Raw genomic sequence first — 15,683 nt, forward strand, 5'->3', positions numbered from 1 at the left:
TTTCAGGCTTGAGATCCCACTTGCCGGCGCTTCTTATTCGTTCATACGCCTTTGAAAGTCAAGACCTTAATAAAGACGGCCGTCCATTCAAGCCCACATTGTCTCGAAGTCTTGATCACGATCTCCATTCAGAGCAGGACGGGCACGGCAAGTCTTGTGGCAATTGGCTTTTTTCTTTGCAACCGAAAAGTTTGTTTGTGAACGGTTCTTAAAGAAGCGGCACACGCGGCCGAACCGTATCCCGCTTCACGGCACTTCGGCAGAATCCAATACGAGGCTCGGACAAGCTTTCCTGGACGCAGATCTTCAAACACCTGTCGATATGGTGACTTGACATCGTTGTGCAGGTGAGGCACGAGTGCGCGGGAGTGGCGCTGTGAATCATGAGGGTTTGGAATGACTTTTAATTTGTGGTGACAAGGAGTGAATGATGCAGGCGGACACGATGGATGAACGGTGTGTGACGACGATTCGGCTACTGGCGGTGGATATGGTGGAACGGGCCAAGTCAGGTCATCCTGGTTTGCCTCTGGGGGCTGCCCCCATGGCCTATGTCTTGTGGCGCCGCCACTTTCGGCATAATCCTTCCCATCCGTTGTGGGTCAACCGAGATCGCTTCATCTTGTCCGCAGGTCACGGCTCGGCTCTGCTCTACGCGATGTTGCATCTCACGGGCTATGACCTCAGCATGGAAGAACTCCAAAACTTTCGCCAATGGAAAAGCAAAACGCCCGGGCACCCCGAATACGGTCTCACTCCAGGTGTTGAATGCACCACGGGCCCTCTAGGACAAGGCTTTGCCATGGGCGTGGGCATGGCCCTGGCGGAAAAGTGGCTCGCCGAACGGTTTAACCGGCCTGGGTTTCCCGTGATTGACCACTACACCTTTGGGCTCGTTTCTGACGGCGACCTAATGGAAGGTGTGGCCTCCGAAGCGGCCTCCTTGGCCGGCCATTGGAAATTGGGCAAGCTCATTTACCTCTACGACGACAACCACATCACCATCGAAGGGGACACAGCACTGGCCTTCACGGAAGACGTGCTGGCGCGTTTTCACGCTTACGGCTGGCATACGGAACGGGTCACCGACGGTAACAACCTGGAAGCCATTGACGCGGCCATTGAACGGGCCAAAAAGACGGCCGATCGGCCTTCACTCATCGCGGTGCGCACCCTCATCGGCTACGGCAGCCCGAAAGAAAACAACCCTGCCTGCCACGGAGAACCTCTGGGCCCCGAGGCGTTGCGAAAAACGAAAGAAAGCTACGGGTGGCCTGTGGAGGCTTCGTTTCACGTCCCGGAGGAGGTGCGCCAGAGCATGGGCCGGGCGGTGACCGAAGGGCAGCATCGTGAAGAACAATGGCATGCCCTGCTGGCCCGGTACGCCGAAGCGTATCCCGAGGATGCCGCTCTTCTGAATCAATACCTCACCGGAACCCTTCCCGAAGGATGGGAAAAAGCCCTTCCGGTTTTCGATCCTTCCAAGGGGCCTATCGCCACCCGTAACGCCTCCGGCACGGTCCTCAATGCACTGGCCCAAGTCATCACCAATCTTTTGGGTGGATCCGCGGATCTCGCACCGTCCAACAAGACCTTTTTGACTCAGGGCGGCGACCGCAATCTGCACTTCGGGGTCAGGGAACATGCCATGGGAGCCATTCTTAACGGCATGGCCCTGCACGGTGGCCTTCGCCCTTACGGGGGCACCTTTCTCGTGTTCGCAGACTACATGCGCCCCGCCATTCGCTTGGCTGCGATCATGAAAACCAAAGTGATCTACATTTTCACACACGACAGCATCGGGGTCGGTGAAGACGGTCCCACACACCAGCCCGTGGAGCATTTGGCATCGCTTCGAGCCATTCCCGATCTCACGGTGCTTCGCCCCGCCGACGCCAACGAAACGGCGGCGGCTTGGAAGATCGCCCTGGAAGCCGAGGGTCCTGTGGCCTTGGCCTTGACGCGGCAAAACGTGCCGGTCCTGAACATGGATCGGGGCAGAATTCTTGACGGCGTGGCCAAAGGGGCCTACGTGGTGTCGGAAAGCGCCGAGCCTGCGCGGCTGATCCTTATCGCCACAGGATCGGAAGTCCACTTGGCTCTGGAAGCGCAAAAAGTTCTGGAACAGGAAAAGGGAATCCCCACCCGGGTGGTTTCCATGCCGTCTTGGGAGATCTTTGAACGGCAAGAAGAATCGTACCGCAACGCCGTGCTGCCTCCCGACATTCGAGCCCGGTGCGCCGTGGAAGCCGGATCCACCATGGGCTGGCATCGCTGGGTGGGAACTCAGGGTGCCGTCATCGGCATCGACCGGTTTGGAGCCTCGGCGCCGGGATCTGTTCTCATGAAACACTTCGGCTTCAACGTCGACCATGTGGTGGCCACGGCCTTGGCCGTAGCGGCACGAGTGGACGCCTGATTTTCTCAAAGCCAAAGAAAGGACCAAGGACTATGGCAAAAGAATCGTCCAATTGGGGATTGTCCACACGATGTGTTCACGCGGGGACCTTTGAAGACACCATGGCGGGCGGGGTCAACACACCTATTTTTGCGTCGTCTGCATTTCAAGTCCCCGGGCCCACGGGCCGTGTGGTGTACCCGCGATACCAGAACATTCCCGGCCAGGTGGCGGTGGCCCAAAAGATCGCCGCCTTGGAAAACGCTCAGGCCGGCATCGTGGTCTCTTCCGGCATGGCCGCCATCAGCAGCATATTCCTCGCCTTTTGTCAGACCGGCGATCACGTCGTCCTTCAGAGTGACCTATACGGAGGCACGCTCGGGTTGGCCCAAAGAGACCTGCCGCGCCGAGGCATCGACGTCTCCTGGGTGGATTCCCATCGCATTGAAGAATTCGAGGCGGCCCTACGCCCCAAAACGCGCCTCATTTACGTGGAAACTCCTTCCAATCCGCTGATGAAAATCCTGGATCTGGAAGCTCTGGCTCGAATGGCCCAGGCCCGAGGAGTGCTCACGGTGGTGGACAACACCTTCGCCACACCCATCAACCAAAACCCCCTGGACCTCGGCATCGACATCGTCGTGCACAGCGGCACCAAGTATTTGAACGGACACAGTGATTTGTGCTGCGGCGCCCTGGCCTGTCGCTCCACACTCATGGAAACCATTGCGCCCGTGATTTCGCTCTATGGCCCCAGTTTGAGCCCCTACGATTGCTTTCTTTTGGAAAGGGGTCTCAAGACTTTGGCGTTGCGCATGGCTCGACACAACCAGAACGCTATGGCCGTGGCTTCCTATCTCGCTCAGGATTCTCGTGTGGCACGGGTCTATTATCCCGGACTTACAGACCACCCGAAACATGCCATCGCAGCCCGCCAGATGCGAGGTTTCGGGGGGATGCTTTCCTTTGAACCCAAAGGAAACGCCGAAACCGCGCACCGCGTGATGGAAAGATTCACTCTGTTCAAGCCGGCCGTAAGCCTCGGTGGGGTGGAATCTCTGGCCTGTTTTCCCGTGGAAACGTCCCACGCCTCCGTCCCGCCGAACCAAAGAGAAAAGATGGGCATTCGAGACAACCTCATCCGCCTCTCGGTGGGCATCGAAGACACGGAAGACCTTCTTAAGGATCTGGACCGAGCCCTTCAGGCGACGGTATGAACGATCGAGCTGGGTGTGAATGCCTTGTCTCCGCTTTCCATGGAAGCCGACAAGGTGTTCACGTCTCGACGCCGGCGAGGCGGCGACACCCGTTCCCCGTTCGCTGCCTTCGCCCTATCGGAGGAAAACCCGCTTCGGCATTGGCGCCCACCTTGGCACATCACCGGACAAATCACGAGTCGTCCATGGTGAGGCTTCACGTGCTGACCCACGTACCCCTTAAGGGTCCAGGGCACATCGCCTTCGTGGGCCCGCCGTCGCCGCCACATCCTCCGCCAAAGCCGGCTCTACGCAGACAATCCGCTGCCGGCACCTGACGTGTTGGATGAGCTTGTCGTCATGGGCGGCCCCATGAACTTTAACAAGATAAGCCCTACCCGTGGCTGAACGCGAAAAGGCGTTTCAGAAAAGACGCCATTAGGCCGGCAAAAAATTCTCGGCATCTGCCTGGGGGACCAATTCTTGGCCGACGCTATGGGATCACCCGTGCGCCGCGCGGGCCCTTTAGAGAAATTGCATGGTATCCCGTGCAGAGGATGGAGGGATTTCGCGCTTCGGGGCTCTTTCAGGACTTTCGGGCATCCTCTGATGCCTTTCATTGGCACGGCGACACCTTCGCCGTGCCCCAAGGCGCCCTCCATGTGGCGCGAAGCGCGGCTTATGGAAGCCAGGCCTTCGTTCACGAAGACCGGCTCGTGGGACGACTGTTTCCTTTGGAATCCACAGAAGAGGGTGTGGAACGGCTGCTTCGCCATTGCAGCGACGAGATCACGGAGGGACCGCACATTCAGGATTCAAAGACCATTCGGAACCACGCCCCTCTTTGGAGCCCTAAAGCGTGGGCACTCCTGAAAAACCTTCTCGACCACATGGCCATTTCGCCGCCCGCGTTCCCGCCGGCATCAAGAGCGGCCAAGAGGTCTGGGGCTTCCAAGGTCGCTTTGTTCTCGTTCAAACAATGCTCCTAGGAGAACGTGGCCCTTCCAGCACCTTGTCTTGAAATGAATCTCTCGCGCTCTGCAAACGTCCCGTCTCCCGCCCCGTCACACTCACCATCCCTTTGACACTCACCATCCCCCGCATGAATTCCTTATCCACGCGTCAACGGGGATCCATCATTTTCGGCCGGCACTAAACTGCCGCTCTCTCTTCAAGCCACACACACTGAGCGAAAGCGCCGGGGAAAGGAAATCCCCGACCGCCACCACGCCCCCTCGGGCATGTTTCCAGGGAGAAAAACTCGCGTGATGCATTTTCACGTTACAGTTGCTGAAGAATTTCCACCTTGGCAATGGTCCTCTGTTTGGAAAGCCACGCCTGCCACAGCTGAGTTTGTTTCATCTGGGTGAGGCGTGCGCGAGCGTTTTCCCGTTCCTTTTCCAGTGTTTCCGGAGCCGGGTCCTGGCGGCCGAGAAGTTGGCAGACCAGAAATGTTCCCTGATGCGCCAAGGGAGCCTGCGGCATGTCGCCGGGTTTCTGAAGTTGAAAAACCTCCTCGGCGGCCTCGCCCCACAGTTTGAGCTTTTCGTCGGGTTCCATGAGAGAAAACCAGCCACTGACCTGCACGGTCACCCCCGCCGAAGACGCCGCCTTGTCCAAGGCGCCCAGAGTGCGCGCTTGGTCCAGAAGAGCTTGGGCTGCCTTCTCCGCTTCCTCTCGAGCTTGTTCCATCTTCAGGTCTTGCTCGACGCGGTTTTCCACCGATTCCAAAGGAGGCACTCGCGGCGCCTGAACCGACTTAACCTGAACGACCACAAAGCCGTTGGCCCATTCCAAAGGGTCGGACACTTCTCCTTCATCAAGGCTGAACACGGCCTTCATGACATCGGGGACACGACCCAGCTTAGGAAGAAGATCGGTGGACGCCAAAGCTTTGTCGGAAACCTCCACGGATCGATTCATGCGTTCGGCCGTCTTGACGAGGTCGCCCTCGGCGTAGGCGGCATCGGCAAATTCTCTAGCCTTGTTGTAGGCCACATCCCGAGCTTTTTCCCGCTTGAGGTTCAGTTCGATCTGGGCCTTGGCTTTTTCCAGAGGCACCGTTTCTTCAGGACGCACTTCTTCCACTTTGATGATGTGAAAGCCATAGGGCGTACGCACCAGATCGCTCACTTCCCCGGGGTTCAAGGCAAAAGCCGCTTCGGCAAAGTTTGGTATCATCTGATCCTTGGTAAACCATCCCAGGTCGCCTCCAGCCTGAGCCGACCCATCTTGCGAATAGGCCTTGGCTAAGGCGGCGAAGTCTTCGCCTCGACGCGCCTTTTTCAAGACTTCACGGGCCGCGGTTTCCACCTTTTTTACTTCGCTTTCGGAAGCCTCGGCGTCAACCCGAAACAGAATGTGGCGCGCTCTGACCTGCTTTTCCTGATGGAACGTGTCTCGATGGTCTTGGTAATAGGTAAGAATTTCGTCGTCCTCTACGAAAACGCCTGCCATCTCATCGTCCAGCACAAAGGGGACATACGCCAAAAGGCGCTTTTCCGGTTCCTTGTAACGGTCGGCGTTCTTTTCGAAAAAGGCCGCCACCTGCGCCTCATCCACCGTCACCTTGTCCAGAAAGCTCTTAGGGTCAAACTGGGCATAGGCCACCTGCACCGTGCTGAACCGATACTGAAGATCCGCGGCCACTTCCGCGTCGGTCACGAGAGCTTGCCCTTTGATAAAGGCTTCCACGCGCCGCAGGGTCAAATCCTGAGCCAGTTGTTGTTCAAAGGCCTGCGGTGTCATTCGATTGTGCTGCAGAACAGCCAGGTAGCGCTGCCTGTCGAACCGCCCGTCCACCTGAAAGGCGGGTATGGAAAGCACTTCCGCTTGAATGTCTTCCGGACCGGCACTCAAGCCCAGCTCGTGCGCCGCTTGCATGATGAGGATACGGTCGATGAGACGATCCAGAGCCTGCTGTTTCAGGTTCACGCGTTCCAGCAGCTCCGGAGTCAGCTGGTTGCCAAACTGGCGCCGATACATGTTCAGCAGTTGATCGTAGGCCTGGTTGTAGTCGGCGTAAGTGACGTAGACATCCCCGACCCTCGCCAAACGGCTGGCCTTTGTGGATTTATATGAGTATCCGCCCCAGAAAATGAAAACCACAATGACGGCAAAAAGGGCGACCTTGATGAGCCAACTGCCGGCATGTTTACGAAAAACGGTAAGCATGAGCGGGATGTCCTCCTTCACGCAGGCATCATCGGTGTCGTATGACGCCTTTCCAAAATCCAATACAGAATGGCTCCAAGGCACGGCACGGTGGCCACCACGGCAAACCAGACCATTTTGCGCCGTCGGCTGCGAAATCGGCGCCTGGGAATTTCCTGAATGGCCCAAAAGGTGGGCACCAAGGGAAGTACAAAAATCGTGGCTAAGATAAGGATCTTGAGTGGCACGGAAACCGATCCTTTCTATGTCATCGATCCGCGAAAGCCCCGGGCGTCACGGGCATCTCAGCTGAAGCCTCGTCTCCGCCCAAACGGGCCATCACGGCCATTTCTTCTTCCAGGTCTTCTCGGCACCGGCGGACCACGGCGGCGTGGGCTTCCAGCGCCTCACGAAGAACCTGTTCCAGAGCCGACTGCAGCGAGTCTATAATCGTTTCGCTGTGCCGCTGCAAGGATTTCTTGTATTCTCGATAAAATCGAGCTCCCACCAAAAATTGCAGAAAAGTCCATGTGCCGAGTGCGGCGAGCCCCTGGCCGCTGAAAAGTTTTTCCACCATGGCGGCCACCAAGGCCACGATCTGCGCCGCCCCGGGATGGGCCAGGGCAGCCCGCCACGCATCCTGCCCTCCCAACGCCAACAGCAACAAAGCTGTGATCCAAGAGCTCCACAGCCTCTGGCGCCACTGCATGAAGCCCTTCGTGCGCCTTTGAGCCTGGACCACCGCAATCTCTATGGCTTCCCGCACCGCCTCGGCCAGGGAAATCTGTGGCCAGGATCCATGCAGTCTTTCCAAGAGTTCTGTTCGCAGCGGATCCACCAGCCCTTCTTGATACGCCAAGGCGACGCTGTGATCCTTAAACGATGTCATCTGCTTTTGAAAACGTTCGTGAAGGGCTGTGGCCACATGGCGGCTCAGGGTGGTCATGCTCTGGGAAGCGTCCGACACTCTGGAAATCAAGCGGACCATCCAGCCAAACAGCGCAGCTGGGCCTTGAAGATCGCTGACCTTCTGCAGGCTGTGGGTCAGGCTTTCCAAAACAGACACTTCACCCAACACCGTTCGTCCCCAGGACACTGTCTGACCGAGGCGGTCCTGATGCAAGAGGTCGGCTTCGAGAAGATTCAGGAAACGCACGGCCCGCTCCAGTTGCTCCATTCCTTCACGAATTCGAAGAAACACAGCCTGAAACTCCACATCCAGGTTGGCTTCCTTGATGGCTCGAATTTCCTTGGCGTCGCGCTTCTGAAACACCCAGCGGCGAAGAAAAGGAAATTGATTCCAGACAGAAAGGGGCGCCCCATCAAGAACTTCCTGGGCAGAAATCACATAGAGCACGGGATCGTCCACGCCGTTTTCCTCAAGAAGTCGGCCCATGGAGTGAACGACTTTGTGGAAATCTTCCGAGTCGATGGAACGGCTTGATCCGGAAAACAAAAGGTCCGCCTTGTTCAAAACGAAAGCAAAATTTTGCCGCGACTTGGGGGCTTCGCGCAGCATTTCGTAAAACCGACCGTCGGCATATTTTTCCGGCGTCGTCACCCACAACACCAAATCCATGTGTTCCATGAACGCCACAACCCGCTGCCGATGCTCTTGAACAAGGCTGTCGAAATCGGGAAGGTCGGCCATAATGACCTGCCGAGCGGCGTCCGCCTGGTGAACGATTTCGTGCACAAGCTCGTCGATGAGCTTGAGAGAACGCGGAAGCAAACAGTCCGCATGCCGGTAGACCAGGACTCGATCCGTGTGCGGCCTTCTGTGACTGACGGAAGCGATGGGTTTTTGAGCCAAGGCGTTCATGAGGGTGGACTTGCCGACTCCCGTGCCGCCCACTAGTCCCATGAGCAGGAATTGGTCTTCCACGCTCTCTAGTTTTTGTTGAACATCTTGCAGGCGACGCCGCAGGTCTCGGCGCTCTTCGTCCACAATGGGCATCAAGGATGCCGACGCCAGCACGGACTGAAGATCGTGAACTCGACGGCGAAGGTCTTCAACGCTCGACACAGAAGTTCCCCTCTCGACTTTGGATTGTCTTTTTATGGCGACGCACGCTTCATGTCACGGGCCTTGTCAGGCTGTTGAAGTGGGCATTTTCTCTAGAAGGTAGGGCCTTCCACGCGGTTCTTGTGCGAGCCAGAGGCGCGCGGTCCCGGAAAGAGAGATGTCCCGGATCGTTTTCAATTTAAACATGGGGCGCCATCGAGCGTTCTATGGCGGGCGCGACGGGCCGGCGCCGACTCACACGGCCTGCCAGCCCACGACGAGGCGCTGCCTTTCATACGGCGATTTCACGAGCCCAGTGGCGAAGAGTATCCACGGCGTCGGCTGAAGGCATCAGAAGTTCCAGGCACGCTTCCAAGCGGCGCCGCTGCGCCTCCACCACCGAAAGGAGGCTCGCTCGGTATTTTTCCGAAAGCTGTCGCGCGATTTTTTGAATTTCCGAATAGGCGAAGAGTTCCACCGCTCCCTTGGTCACAAAAGGCGCAATGGCCGCATCGATGACGGCGTCCACCACCGAAAGACCGCCCCCCACCGCCACTTCCAGGCTTAGTATCAAAAGGCCCCAAAGAACCGACGTGGAATAGATGCCCCATTTTTTCCCTTTGGGAATGTCTCGAGCCAGGTCCAGAAAAACCGTTTCCAGCCACTGAATGAGCTGTTCCTGTTCGTGATAGACATGCTGGCTGATTTCCTCGGGGGTCATGAGCACACCCGGTTGAATGACGGCCTGGTGCATGGGGCTTTCGGGCCGATTGGGTACCGTCTCTTCCAGAACCCTTCGCCCGTAACGTTGCACGGCGCTTTGAATACCGCTGAGATCCATGCGATTCCTGATCCGCTGCAAGGCTTCGGCACGGTCCGGATAGGGTTCGAAAGACATGAGCCCCAGAAAGCGCAGCGGAGCCGTGACCCACCGCGAAAGCCAACGCCTCGGGCCTGCCAACACATCATAACGGGAAAACAGAGCGCGAATTTCAGCTTGAAGATAAGATCGAGTCTCTGAAGAAAAGCGTCGATGCTGATCATCGACGATCTCGGCCACGGCGTCTTCCGCATAGTGGCGCAGTTTTTCTTTCCATCGCTGTGCCTGAAGATGTTCCTTGGAAATGACGTCCAATACCCTTTCCAGGCGGCGCCTTAAAGCCTCTTTCCTTTGCGCCATCCAAGAAGTGCGCCTTTGCGGGGTCTGCAGGGCCCTCATCGTCTCTTGCAGAGCTCGCACAAAAGCCTGAAATGCGGCTTCCTGTTGCAGGGCCTCCACAGGATTGGAAGAAACCCAAGGCAAGAGCCACAGAGCTCCCTCTGGCACCGAGGTTTCTCGCTCCAGAATGTCGCTCACGTCTTCTTCACGGAATTCCCCGCCCATTTTATTGCACACCACAAGAACGTCTGTCCCTTCCGCCATCACTTTCTTAAGAAACTTGGAGGGCACATCGTCGGCGTACTTTTCCTGGCTCATCACAAAAACAACCACATCCGCCAAGCGCCAGAGGGTCTCCACAAGATTTCGATTGGCAATTTCCACACTGTCCACGTCGGGCGTGTCCATCAGGACGACGGACGCCCATTCTGGGCGCTGGTGAACCCACAGGTGAATCACTCCCGGCTCGCCCAACAACGGCGGTAAAGTTCGAGACGCATCCAACTGATGCGAGATGAAGCGAAATTCAGGAAAGGGGAAATCGGATTCCAGCGCAACTTGATCATGGACAAAACCAACGGCGCCTGCCGTCTTGGGCCTTTCCGCCCCGACGGCGCTCAAAACCGCTCCGCACACCGCATTAAAGACCGTGGACTTGCCGGTCCCCGTCCCTCCCATAAAAAAGACCCACACGAGCGGTGTCTTTTCCTTGTAGTGAAGCACATTGCGTTCCCGAACAAGAGCCTGAACCTCTTCGGAAAGCCCGAGCCCCTCTTCGGTAAAACCCGGAAGGCGCAAAGTCTGCCATAACAAGGTGGGCGAAAGGTCCGCGTGCATCGAGTCGTTGACGGCCATGAGATTTCTCGTCGACGGTGATAGGGAACAGTTTGTTATCAAGGTTCCTTGGACATGACCCATGAAGATGGCAGGGTCTGTGCCAAATTACGGTACACGGCCACGCCCCACGAGGAGCCGGCTTGATGAAAGAAGCAAGCGGAAAGAAATTTTCCCGACGATATACTCGTGCGCGTCACGTGGTCCTTGAGCAGTCTCAGGTGCCGTTTTCTGAAAAACTTTTGGTAAAAGAGCGTGGCGGCACGATTGGAAAGAATCATGTGCACGGAGGCGTAGCGAGGGACGCCGGGAACCCGCAGCGCATAGGCTCGTGACGCCCAGAGTATTTCTTCGCCGTCCTGGCGCACCGTCTCAAAGGCCACCTGCACCCATAGGGGAAGGTCCTTTGGAGGATTGAGGGGCAATCGAGCGCCGAAAGCCGACCCGATGCGATGGCCCAAAGCCCTGACACCCATGAAGAGGACGCGACACAGCATGGGAAGCACCAGTAGGACCCCCGCCACCAGAAGAAGGGTCAGAAAAAAGGTCCAACGTGGATGGCTCAGGGACATGTAGGCGTAGCCTATGGCAAAGAGGTCCTCCCCCACACTGAGCACCGTATTGGAAAAGGGCTCGGGGCTTGCCTGCACCAGAAGCCGCGTGCCCACCTTGGTGAGATGGGCCGCCGACGCCAGGCTTGCCCCAATCATGAACGCAATGACTTCCAAGGCCGGTGAGCCTTCTCCCACCTGAAGGACAGCAAGGAGCGCCCCGCCTAAAGGACGAATCACCGTGTGCAGGGCATCCCAAAGGGTATCCATGCCCGGAATCTTGTCGATGACGAATTCCACGACGTAGAGCACAACCGCCACAAAGATCACGGCATCATTGGCCAGCACCGACAGTTCCACGGGCAGGCCGTGCACAAGTCCATGTTTCAGGCACAAGCCCACCACGGCCACCGTGGCGTAAAGATTCACACCGCAAATGAACGAAAGCCCCAAAAGGGATCCCAATTGCGCGATGGCGTCCATGCTTGCCCCTTTCTCTTTTTTTCATTTCATCCTAGGGCGTTTGCGCTTCCCTGGCAAGGTGCGATTCCCACAACATGCACAGCGGCTTTGAAAAAACATGGTGTTCCTGTAGTATGGCTGTGAGGGTCTGCTTAAAGGAATGAAACAATTCACCTCTTACCCCGCCGGGCACGGCGGGGTTTCGTGAAAAAGGCACAGGGTTCATGGCCAAGGACGTTTTTCAAACGAAAAAGACTTCGCCGATGCAGTGCGTTGCGGACATCGGTCCGAACCAAGACGTGGTCGGCATCTTTGCCGTGGAAGAAAAGCAGCTGCGCACAACCAAGAACGGCAAGCCGTTTCTGACCCTGAAGCTTCGCGACAAAACCGGTTCCGTCACCGCTCGCTTATGGGAAAACGCAGCAGAAACCGCGCAAAGTCTGGCAGGGCACCGGGTGCTTCGCATTCAAGGACGCAGCGAACTGTTTCGAGACGAACTGCAGATTCACGTGCAGACCGTGCAGGCGGTGCCTGAAAAGGAGGTAAATCCTTCGGATTTTCTTCCCGTCTGCCCCCGGGACGTGAAAGAAATGTGGCGGGAGTTCTCCGGACTGCTTCAAGGGTTGACACGGAAACCTCACCGAGAACTGGTACAGTCTTTTTTAGCCGACAAGCCCCTCATGCAACGCTTTCGCAAAGCCCCGGGGGCCAAATCCGTCCATCACGCCTATCTCGGCGGCCTTTTGGAACATACCGTCGGCGTCATGCGACTCGCGAGCCTCATTGCCGATGTGTACCCGCGCCTGGACCGGGATCTGCTGCTTTTGGGCGCTTTCCTTCATGACATCGGCAAAATTTATGAGTACACCTATGATCTCGTCATCGATTATTCGGATGTGGGCCGATTGGTGGGTCACATGGTCCTGGGAGTGGAAATCCTCAATGCCAAGCTCATGGTCTGCAAGGGTTTTCCTGAAGAAACCGCCATGGTGCTCAAGCACTTGATCCTCAGCCACCACGGAGAAACCGAATACGGCGCTGTACAAAAGCCCATGACGCGAGAAGCTCTGGCCTTGCATCTTGCCGATGACCTGGACGCACGCATGAACAGTGTGGATGAAATTCTGTCCAAGAGCGACGATCCCGAATCCGCATGGACGGCCTACCAACAACTTTACGGAAGGTACTTCTACAAAGGGTCTCGAACCGAGGCTTCCCTGATGGAAACGGGTTCGGCCCTTTCCCAGAACAGTGCCGGGCGCGAAAAAGTTCAGCTGCCCCTGTGGCCCGAGGGCTTGGCAAAAGGCCTAAGCCATGACGATGCATGAATCTTTCGCCCTGGGCGTCTTTCTCAGTGTGGAAGGCCTGGATGGATCAGGCAAGACCACGATTTTGCCTCATGTGCGCCGCTGGATCGAAGAACGGGGCCACTCGGTGCGGCTCATTCGAGAACCGGGTGGCACAAAGTTGGGGGAAAGAATCCGCGAGCTGCTTTTGGACCCCGGCCTTGCCCCCATGGATCCATGGGCGGAAGTGTGTCTCTATGTGGCGAGTCAGGCGCAGCAGGTCCGAGACATCATCGTGCCCTGTTTGGAACAGGGAATCTGGGTCCTTGCCGACCGCTTTCGGGATGCCACCGTGGCGTACCAAGGCTGGGGCCGAGAGCTCGGCGCCGATCGCGTGAAAGACCTTCAAGACCTGGTGCTCGGCCCCTTGTTTCCGCACCTAACCGTGCTCCTGGACTGTGACGTGGCGGTGGCTTGGCATCGCGTGGCCAAACGCGCCACGTCTCGCGATCGATTGGAACAGGAAGCCAGGCCGTTCATGGAAAAGGTGCGCCAAGGTTATCTGGACCTGGCCCGACAGTACCCGCAGCGTTTCGTGGTCATCGACGCCACACAGCCCCTGGCAAAGGTTTTCCAGGACGTCACGGCCGTCCTTGAAGCCACATGGACCTCAGGGCTATCAGGCGGCCGAGGTGGAATGTGAGCCATGTTCAGTCCAGAAGGCTTGACCGCACAACCTCAGGCCCAGCGCATGCTTTTGCGCATGATGCACGAAGGTAGACTGCCCCATGCCGTGCTGCTCACGGGCATACCCGGCATCGGCAAAAAAGCCTTGGCCTTGGAATGCGCCAAGGCCGTCAACTGCCTCTCGCCCCGCACAAAGGAATCCGTCATGCATGGCGGCGCTTCGGCCATGGCCTGCGGACAGTGCCTTTCCTGCACCAAGATTGCCCGCGGAGTACACCCCGATGTGCTGCTCATCGCCAAGGATGGAGCCTCCATCAAGCTGGGTCAAATTCGAGACCTGAAGGAACGCTGCCGCGTCCACCCTTACGAAGGGAAAAGGCGTGTGATGATTCTCGAAGACTGCCAGGATCTCACGGAAGAAGCCTCCAATGCTTTGCTCAAGATTCTGGAAGAACCTCCCGCGTCAAACCTTTTCCTCCTTCTGGCGCCGGAACCCTACAGCCTCATGCCCACCATCGTCTCCCGCTGCTGCCATCTTCGATGCCGCCCTCTGGATCCTCAAAACGTGGCGGCCGTGCTGCAGAACCAATTGTCCCTCAATCCCCAAGCCGCCGCTCGGCTTGCCCAATTGAGTTTCGGAAGCCTGGACAGAGCCCGCACCTGGGCTCAAGAACACCTTTTGGAACGCATGGAAACCGTCATGGATCGTCTGGACAAACTGCTTCGGTGTTCCATGATCGAGTTTTTTCAGGAGGTGGCCCAATGGGCCAAAGAAACGGAAAACTTGGAACAAGACCTAGAATGTATTAAGTTCGCTGTGCGCGAGATTTTGTGGAACACCGTGGCATCGTCTGCAAAGGGACCGGGTGCCGCAGGTGCCCCAAAGCATCGCACACCGTGGAATCAACTTCCTGTGGCAAACCTGCTGCACGTACTCGAGGTCTTGGAAACAGCCGCTCAGCACCTTCGAGCTCACGCGGCCAAACAGCTCTTGCTGGAAGCCGTGTGCTTGAAGATTAAGGATGTGATCTATGGACAAGGTGGAAAGGGTTATCGGTATCCGTTTCCGAGAGGGAGGAAAAATCTATTATTTTGACCCGGGACCATGGAACGTTCGCAAAGGGGATTACGTGGTGGTGCACACCGAGCAAGGAATCGGCCTGGGGGAAGTGATGGAGGGGCCGTTTGTCAAAAACCCGGACGTGCATCCCAAGGACATCAAACCCATTGAACGCCCGGCCAATCCCGAGGAAATCGAAAAGCACTTTGACAACATGCGCTATGAAGAGGAGGCGGAAAGGTTTTGTTTGGAACGCATTCAGGAACTGAATTTGCCCATGAACCTCGTGGATGTGGAATGCTTTTTCGACCGATCTAAGATCATTTTTTACTTTACGGCGGAGACGCGCGTGGATTTTCGAGAACTGGTCAAGGCCCTGGTTCGGCGGTTTCGCACCCGCGTGGAACTGCGACAAATCGGCGTGCGCAACCAAGCCAAGATGGTCGGGGGTCTAGGCACATGCGGAAGGCCTTTGTGCTGCGCCACATTTTTGCGCTCCTTTCATCCCGTATCCATCAAGATGGCCAAGGAACAGAACCTGAGCCTCAATCCAGGAAAGATTTCCGGGGCTTGCGGCCGGCTCATGTGCTGCCTGCAGTATGAATACGAAGTCTATCGGCAATACAAGCAAGGAATGCCCAAGCTGGGCAAGAAGGTGGACACGCCCAAGGGTCGAGGCAAAGTGATCCGTCAAAACGTCTGGGACCGCACCATCACCGTGCTGCTGGAAAGCGGAGAAGAACTCGAGATCTCTTACGGGCCTTTACCGGATGAAACCCACAGTCTACCCCCATGCCGTCGCCACGGTGAAATCCCGCCGCCCGGGGATCAGAAACCCCCAGAGGCCACCGACATGAAAGAGGGCAACGACAAGTAAAGAGAAGGATTCTAA

12 protein-coding genes are annotated in these 15,683 nt (G+C 57.2%); 7 read left to right on the forward strand and 5 right to left on the reverse strand.

Annotated features, from left to right (window positions below; all coding sequences use genetic code 11):
• Positions 1-427 precede the first annotated feature (427 nt).
• From tkt to EDC27_RS02835, 3 genes are all read left to right on the forward strand, one after another.
• Positions 428-2,419, forward strand: coding sequence for a transketolase (tkt, locus tag EDC27_RS02825; RefSeq protein WP_123289089.1), 1,992 nt, complete (start codon positions 428-430; stop codon positions 2,417-2,419).
• A 32-nt stretch (positions 2,420-2,451) separates the two neighbouring features.
• Positions 2,452-3,615, forward strand: a complete 1,164-nt coding sequence (locus tag EDC27_RS02830) for a trans-sulfuration enzyme family protein (protein ID WP_123289090.1) — start codon at positions 2,452-2,454, stop codon at positions 3,613-3,615.
• Between the two features lie 527 nt (positions 3,616-4,142).
• Complete coding sequence (locus EDC27_RS02835) at positions 4,143-4,583, forward strand: hypothetical protein (RefSeq protein WP_148045661.1); 441 nt, start codon at positions 4,143-4,145, stop codon at positions 4,581-4,583.
• A 292-nt stretch (positions 4,584-4,875) separates the two neighbouring features.
• Here EDC27_RS02835 and EDC27_RS16670 read toward each other — a convergent pair whose 3' ends face one another.
• The 5 genes from EDC27_RS16670 to EDC27_RS02860 all read right to left on the reverse strand — a co-directional run bounded on the left by EDC27_RS16670 (position 4,876) and on the right by EDC27_RS02860 (position 11,779).
• Positions 4,876-6,768 (reverse strand): SurA N-terminal domain-containing protein, encoded by a 1,893-nt coding sequence (locus EDC27_RS16670; protein WP_123289092.1) that lies wholly within the window; start codon positions 6,766-6,768, stop codon positions 4,876-4,878.
• A 17-nt stretch (positions 6,769-6,785) separates the two neighbouring features.
• Positions 6,786-6,995 (reverse strand): PLDc N-terminal domain-containing protein, encoded by a 210-nt coding sequence (locus tag EDC27_RS02845; protein WP_123289093.1) that lies wholly within the window; start codon positions 6,993-6,995, stop codon positions 6,786-6,788.
• A gap of 20 nt (positions 6,996-7,015) precedes the next feature.
• Entirely contained in the window at positions 7,016-8,773 is a 1,758-nt protein-coding gene (locus tag EDC27_RS02850) for a GTPase (protein ID WP_123289094.1), read from the reverse strand.
• A gap of 271 nt (positions 8,774-9,044) precedes the next feature.
• Positions 9,045-10,766: a GTPase gene (locus tag EDC27_RS02855; protein ID WP_170161536.1), complete on the reverse strand. Its 1,722-nt coding sequence runs from the start codon at positions 10,764-10,766 to the stop codon at positions 9,045-9,047.
• Between the two features lie 38 nt (positions 10,767-10,804).
• A complete protein-coding gene (locus EDC27_RS02860; protein ID WP_123289096.1) occupies positions 10,805-11,779 on the reverse strand; it encodes a DUF4126 domain-containing protein in 975 nt (324 codons plus the stop codon).
• Positions 11,780-11,982: 203 nt separating this feature from the next.
• On the opposite strand from EDC27_RS02860, the gene EDC27_RS02865 reads away from it, so the two are divergent.
• From EDC27_RS02865 to EDC27_RS02880, 4 genes are read left to right on the forward strand one after another with little or no spacing between them, the layout of a single operon-like run.
• Entirely contained in the window at positions 11,983-13,086 is a 1,104-nt protein-coding gene (locus EDC27_RS02865) for a 3'-5' exoribonuclease YhaM family protein (protein WP_123289097.1), read from the forward strand.
• Positions 13,073-13,747 carry a dTMP kinase gene (tmk, locus tag EDC27_RS02870; RefSeq protein ID WP_123289098.1) on the forward strand — a complete coding sequence of 225 codons (675 nt, stop codon included), beginning with the start codon at positions 13,073-13,075 and terminating at the stop codon, positions 13,745-13,747. Before EDC27_RS02865 ends, tmk begins: the two co-directional genes overlap by 14 nt.
• Before the next feature lie 3 nt (positions 13,748-13,750).
• A complete protein-coding gene (holB, locus tag EDC27_RS02875) occupies positions 13,751-14,827 on the forward strand; it encodes a DNA polymerase III subunit delta' (RefSeq protein ID WP_123289099.1) in 1,077 nt (358 codons plus the stop codon).
• Positions 14,763-15,668 carry a PSP1 domain-containing protein gene (locus EDC27_RS02880; protein WP_245994191.1) on the forward strand — a complete coding sequence of 302 codons (906 nt, stop codon included), beginning with the start codon at positions 14,763-14,765 and terminating at the stop codon, positions 15,666-15,668. Before holB ends, EDC27_RS02880 begins: the two co-directional genes overlap by 65 nt.
• Positions 15,669-15,683 lie beyond the last annotated feature (15 nt).

The organism is Desulfosoma caldarium (assembly GCF_003751385.1).
Lineage (GTDB): Bacteria > Desulfobacterota > Syntrophobacteria > Syntrophobacterales > DSM-9756 > Desulfosoma > Desulfosoma caldarium.

What these genes read in the sequence shown, in the direction of transcription:
- tmk (WP_123289098.1), top strand. Translation starts at nt 13,073, where the DNA reads ATGACGATGCATGAATCTTTCGCCCTGGGCGTCTTTCTCAGTGTGGAA.
- EDC27_RS02865 (WP_123289097.1), top strand. Translation starts at nt 11,983, where the DNA reads ATGGCCAAGGACGTTTTTCAAACGAAAAAGACTTCGCCGATGCAGTGC.
- EDC27_RS02860 (WP_123289096.1), bottom strand. Translation starts at nt 11,779, where the DNA reads ATGGACGCCATCGCGCAATTGGGATCCCTTTTGGGGCTTTCGTTCATT.
- EDC27_RS02880 (WP_245994191.1), top strand. Translation starts at nt 14,763, where the DNA reads ATGGACAAGGTGGAAAGGGTTATCGGTATCCGTTTCCGAGAGGGAGGA.
- EDC27_RS02855 (WP_170161536.1), bottom strand. Translation starts at nt 10,766, where the DNA reads ATGGCCGTCAACGACTCGATGCACGCGGACCTTTCGCCCACCTTGTTA.
- tkt (WP_123289089.1), top strand. Translation starts at nt 428, where the DNA reads ATGATGCAGGCGGACACGATGGATGAACGGTGTGTGACGACGATTCGG.
- EDC27_RS02830 (WP_123289090.1), top strand. Translation starts at nt 2,452, where the DNA reads ATGGCAAAAGAATCGTCCAATTGGGGATTGTCCACACGATGTGTTCAC.
- holB (WP_123289099.1), top strand. Translation starts at nt 13,751, where the DNA reads ATGTTCAGTCCAGAAGGCTTGACCGCACAACCTCAGGCCCAGCGCATG.
- EDC27_RS16670 (WP_123289092.1), bottom strand. Translation starts at nt 6,768, where the DNA reads ATGCTTACCGTTTTTCGTAAACATGCCGGCAGTTGGCTCATCAAGGTC.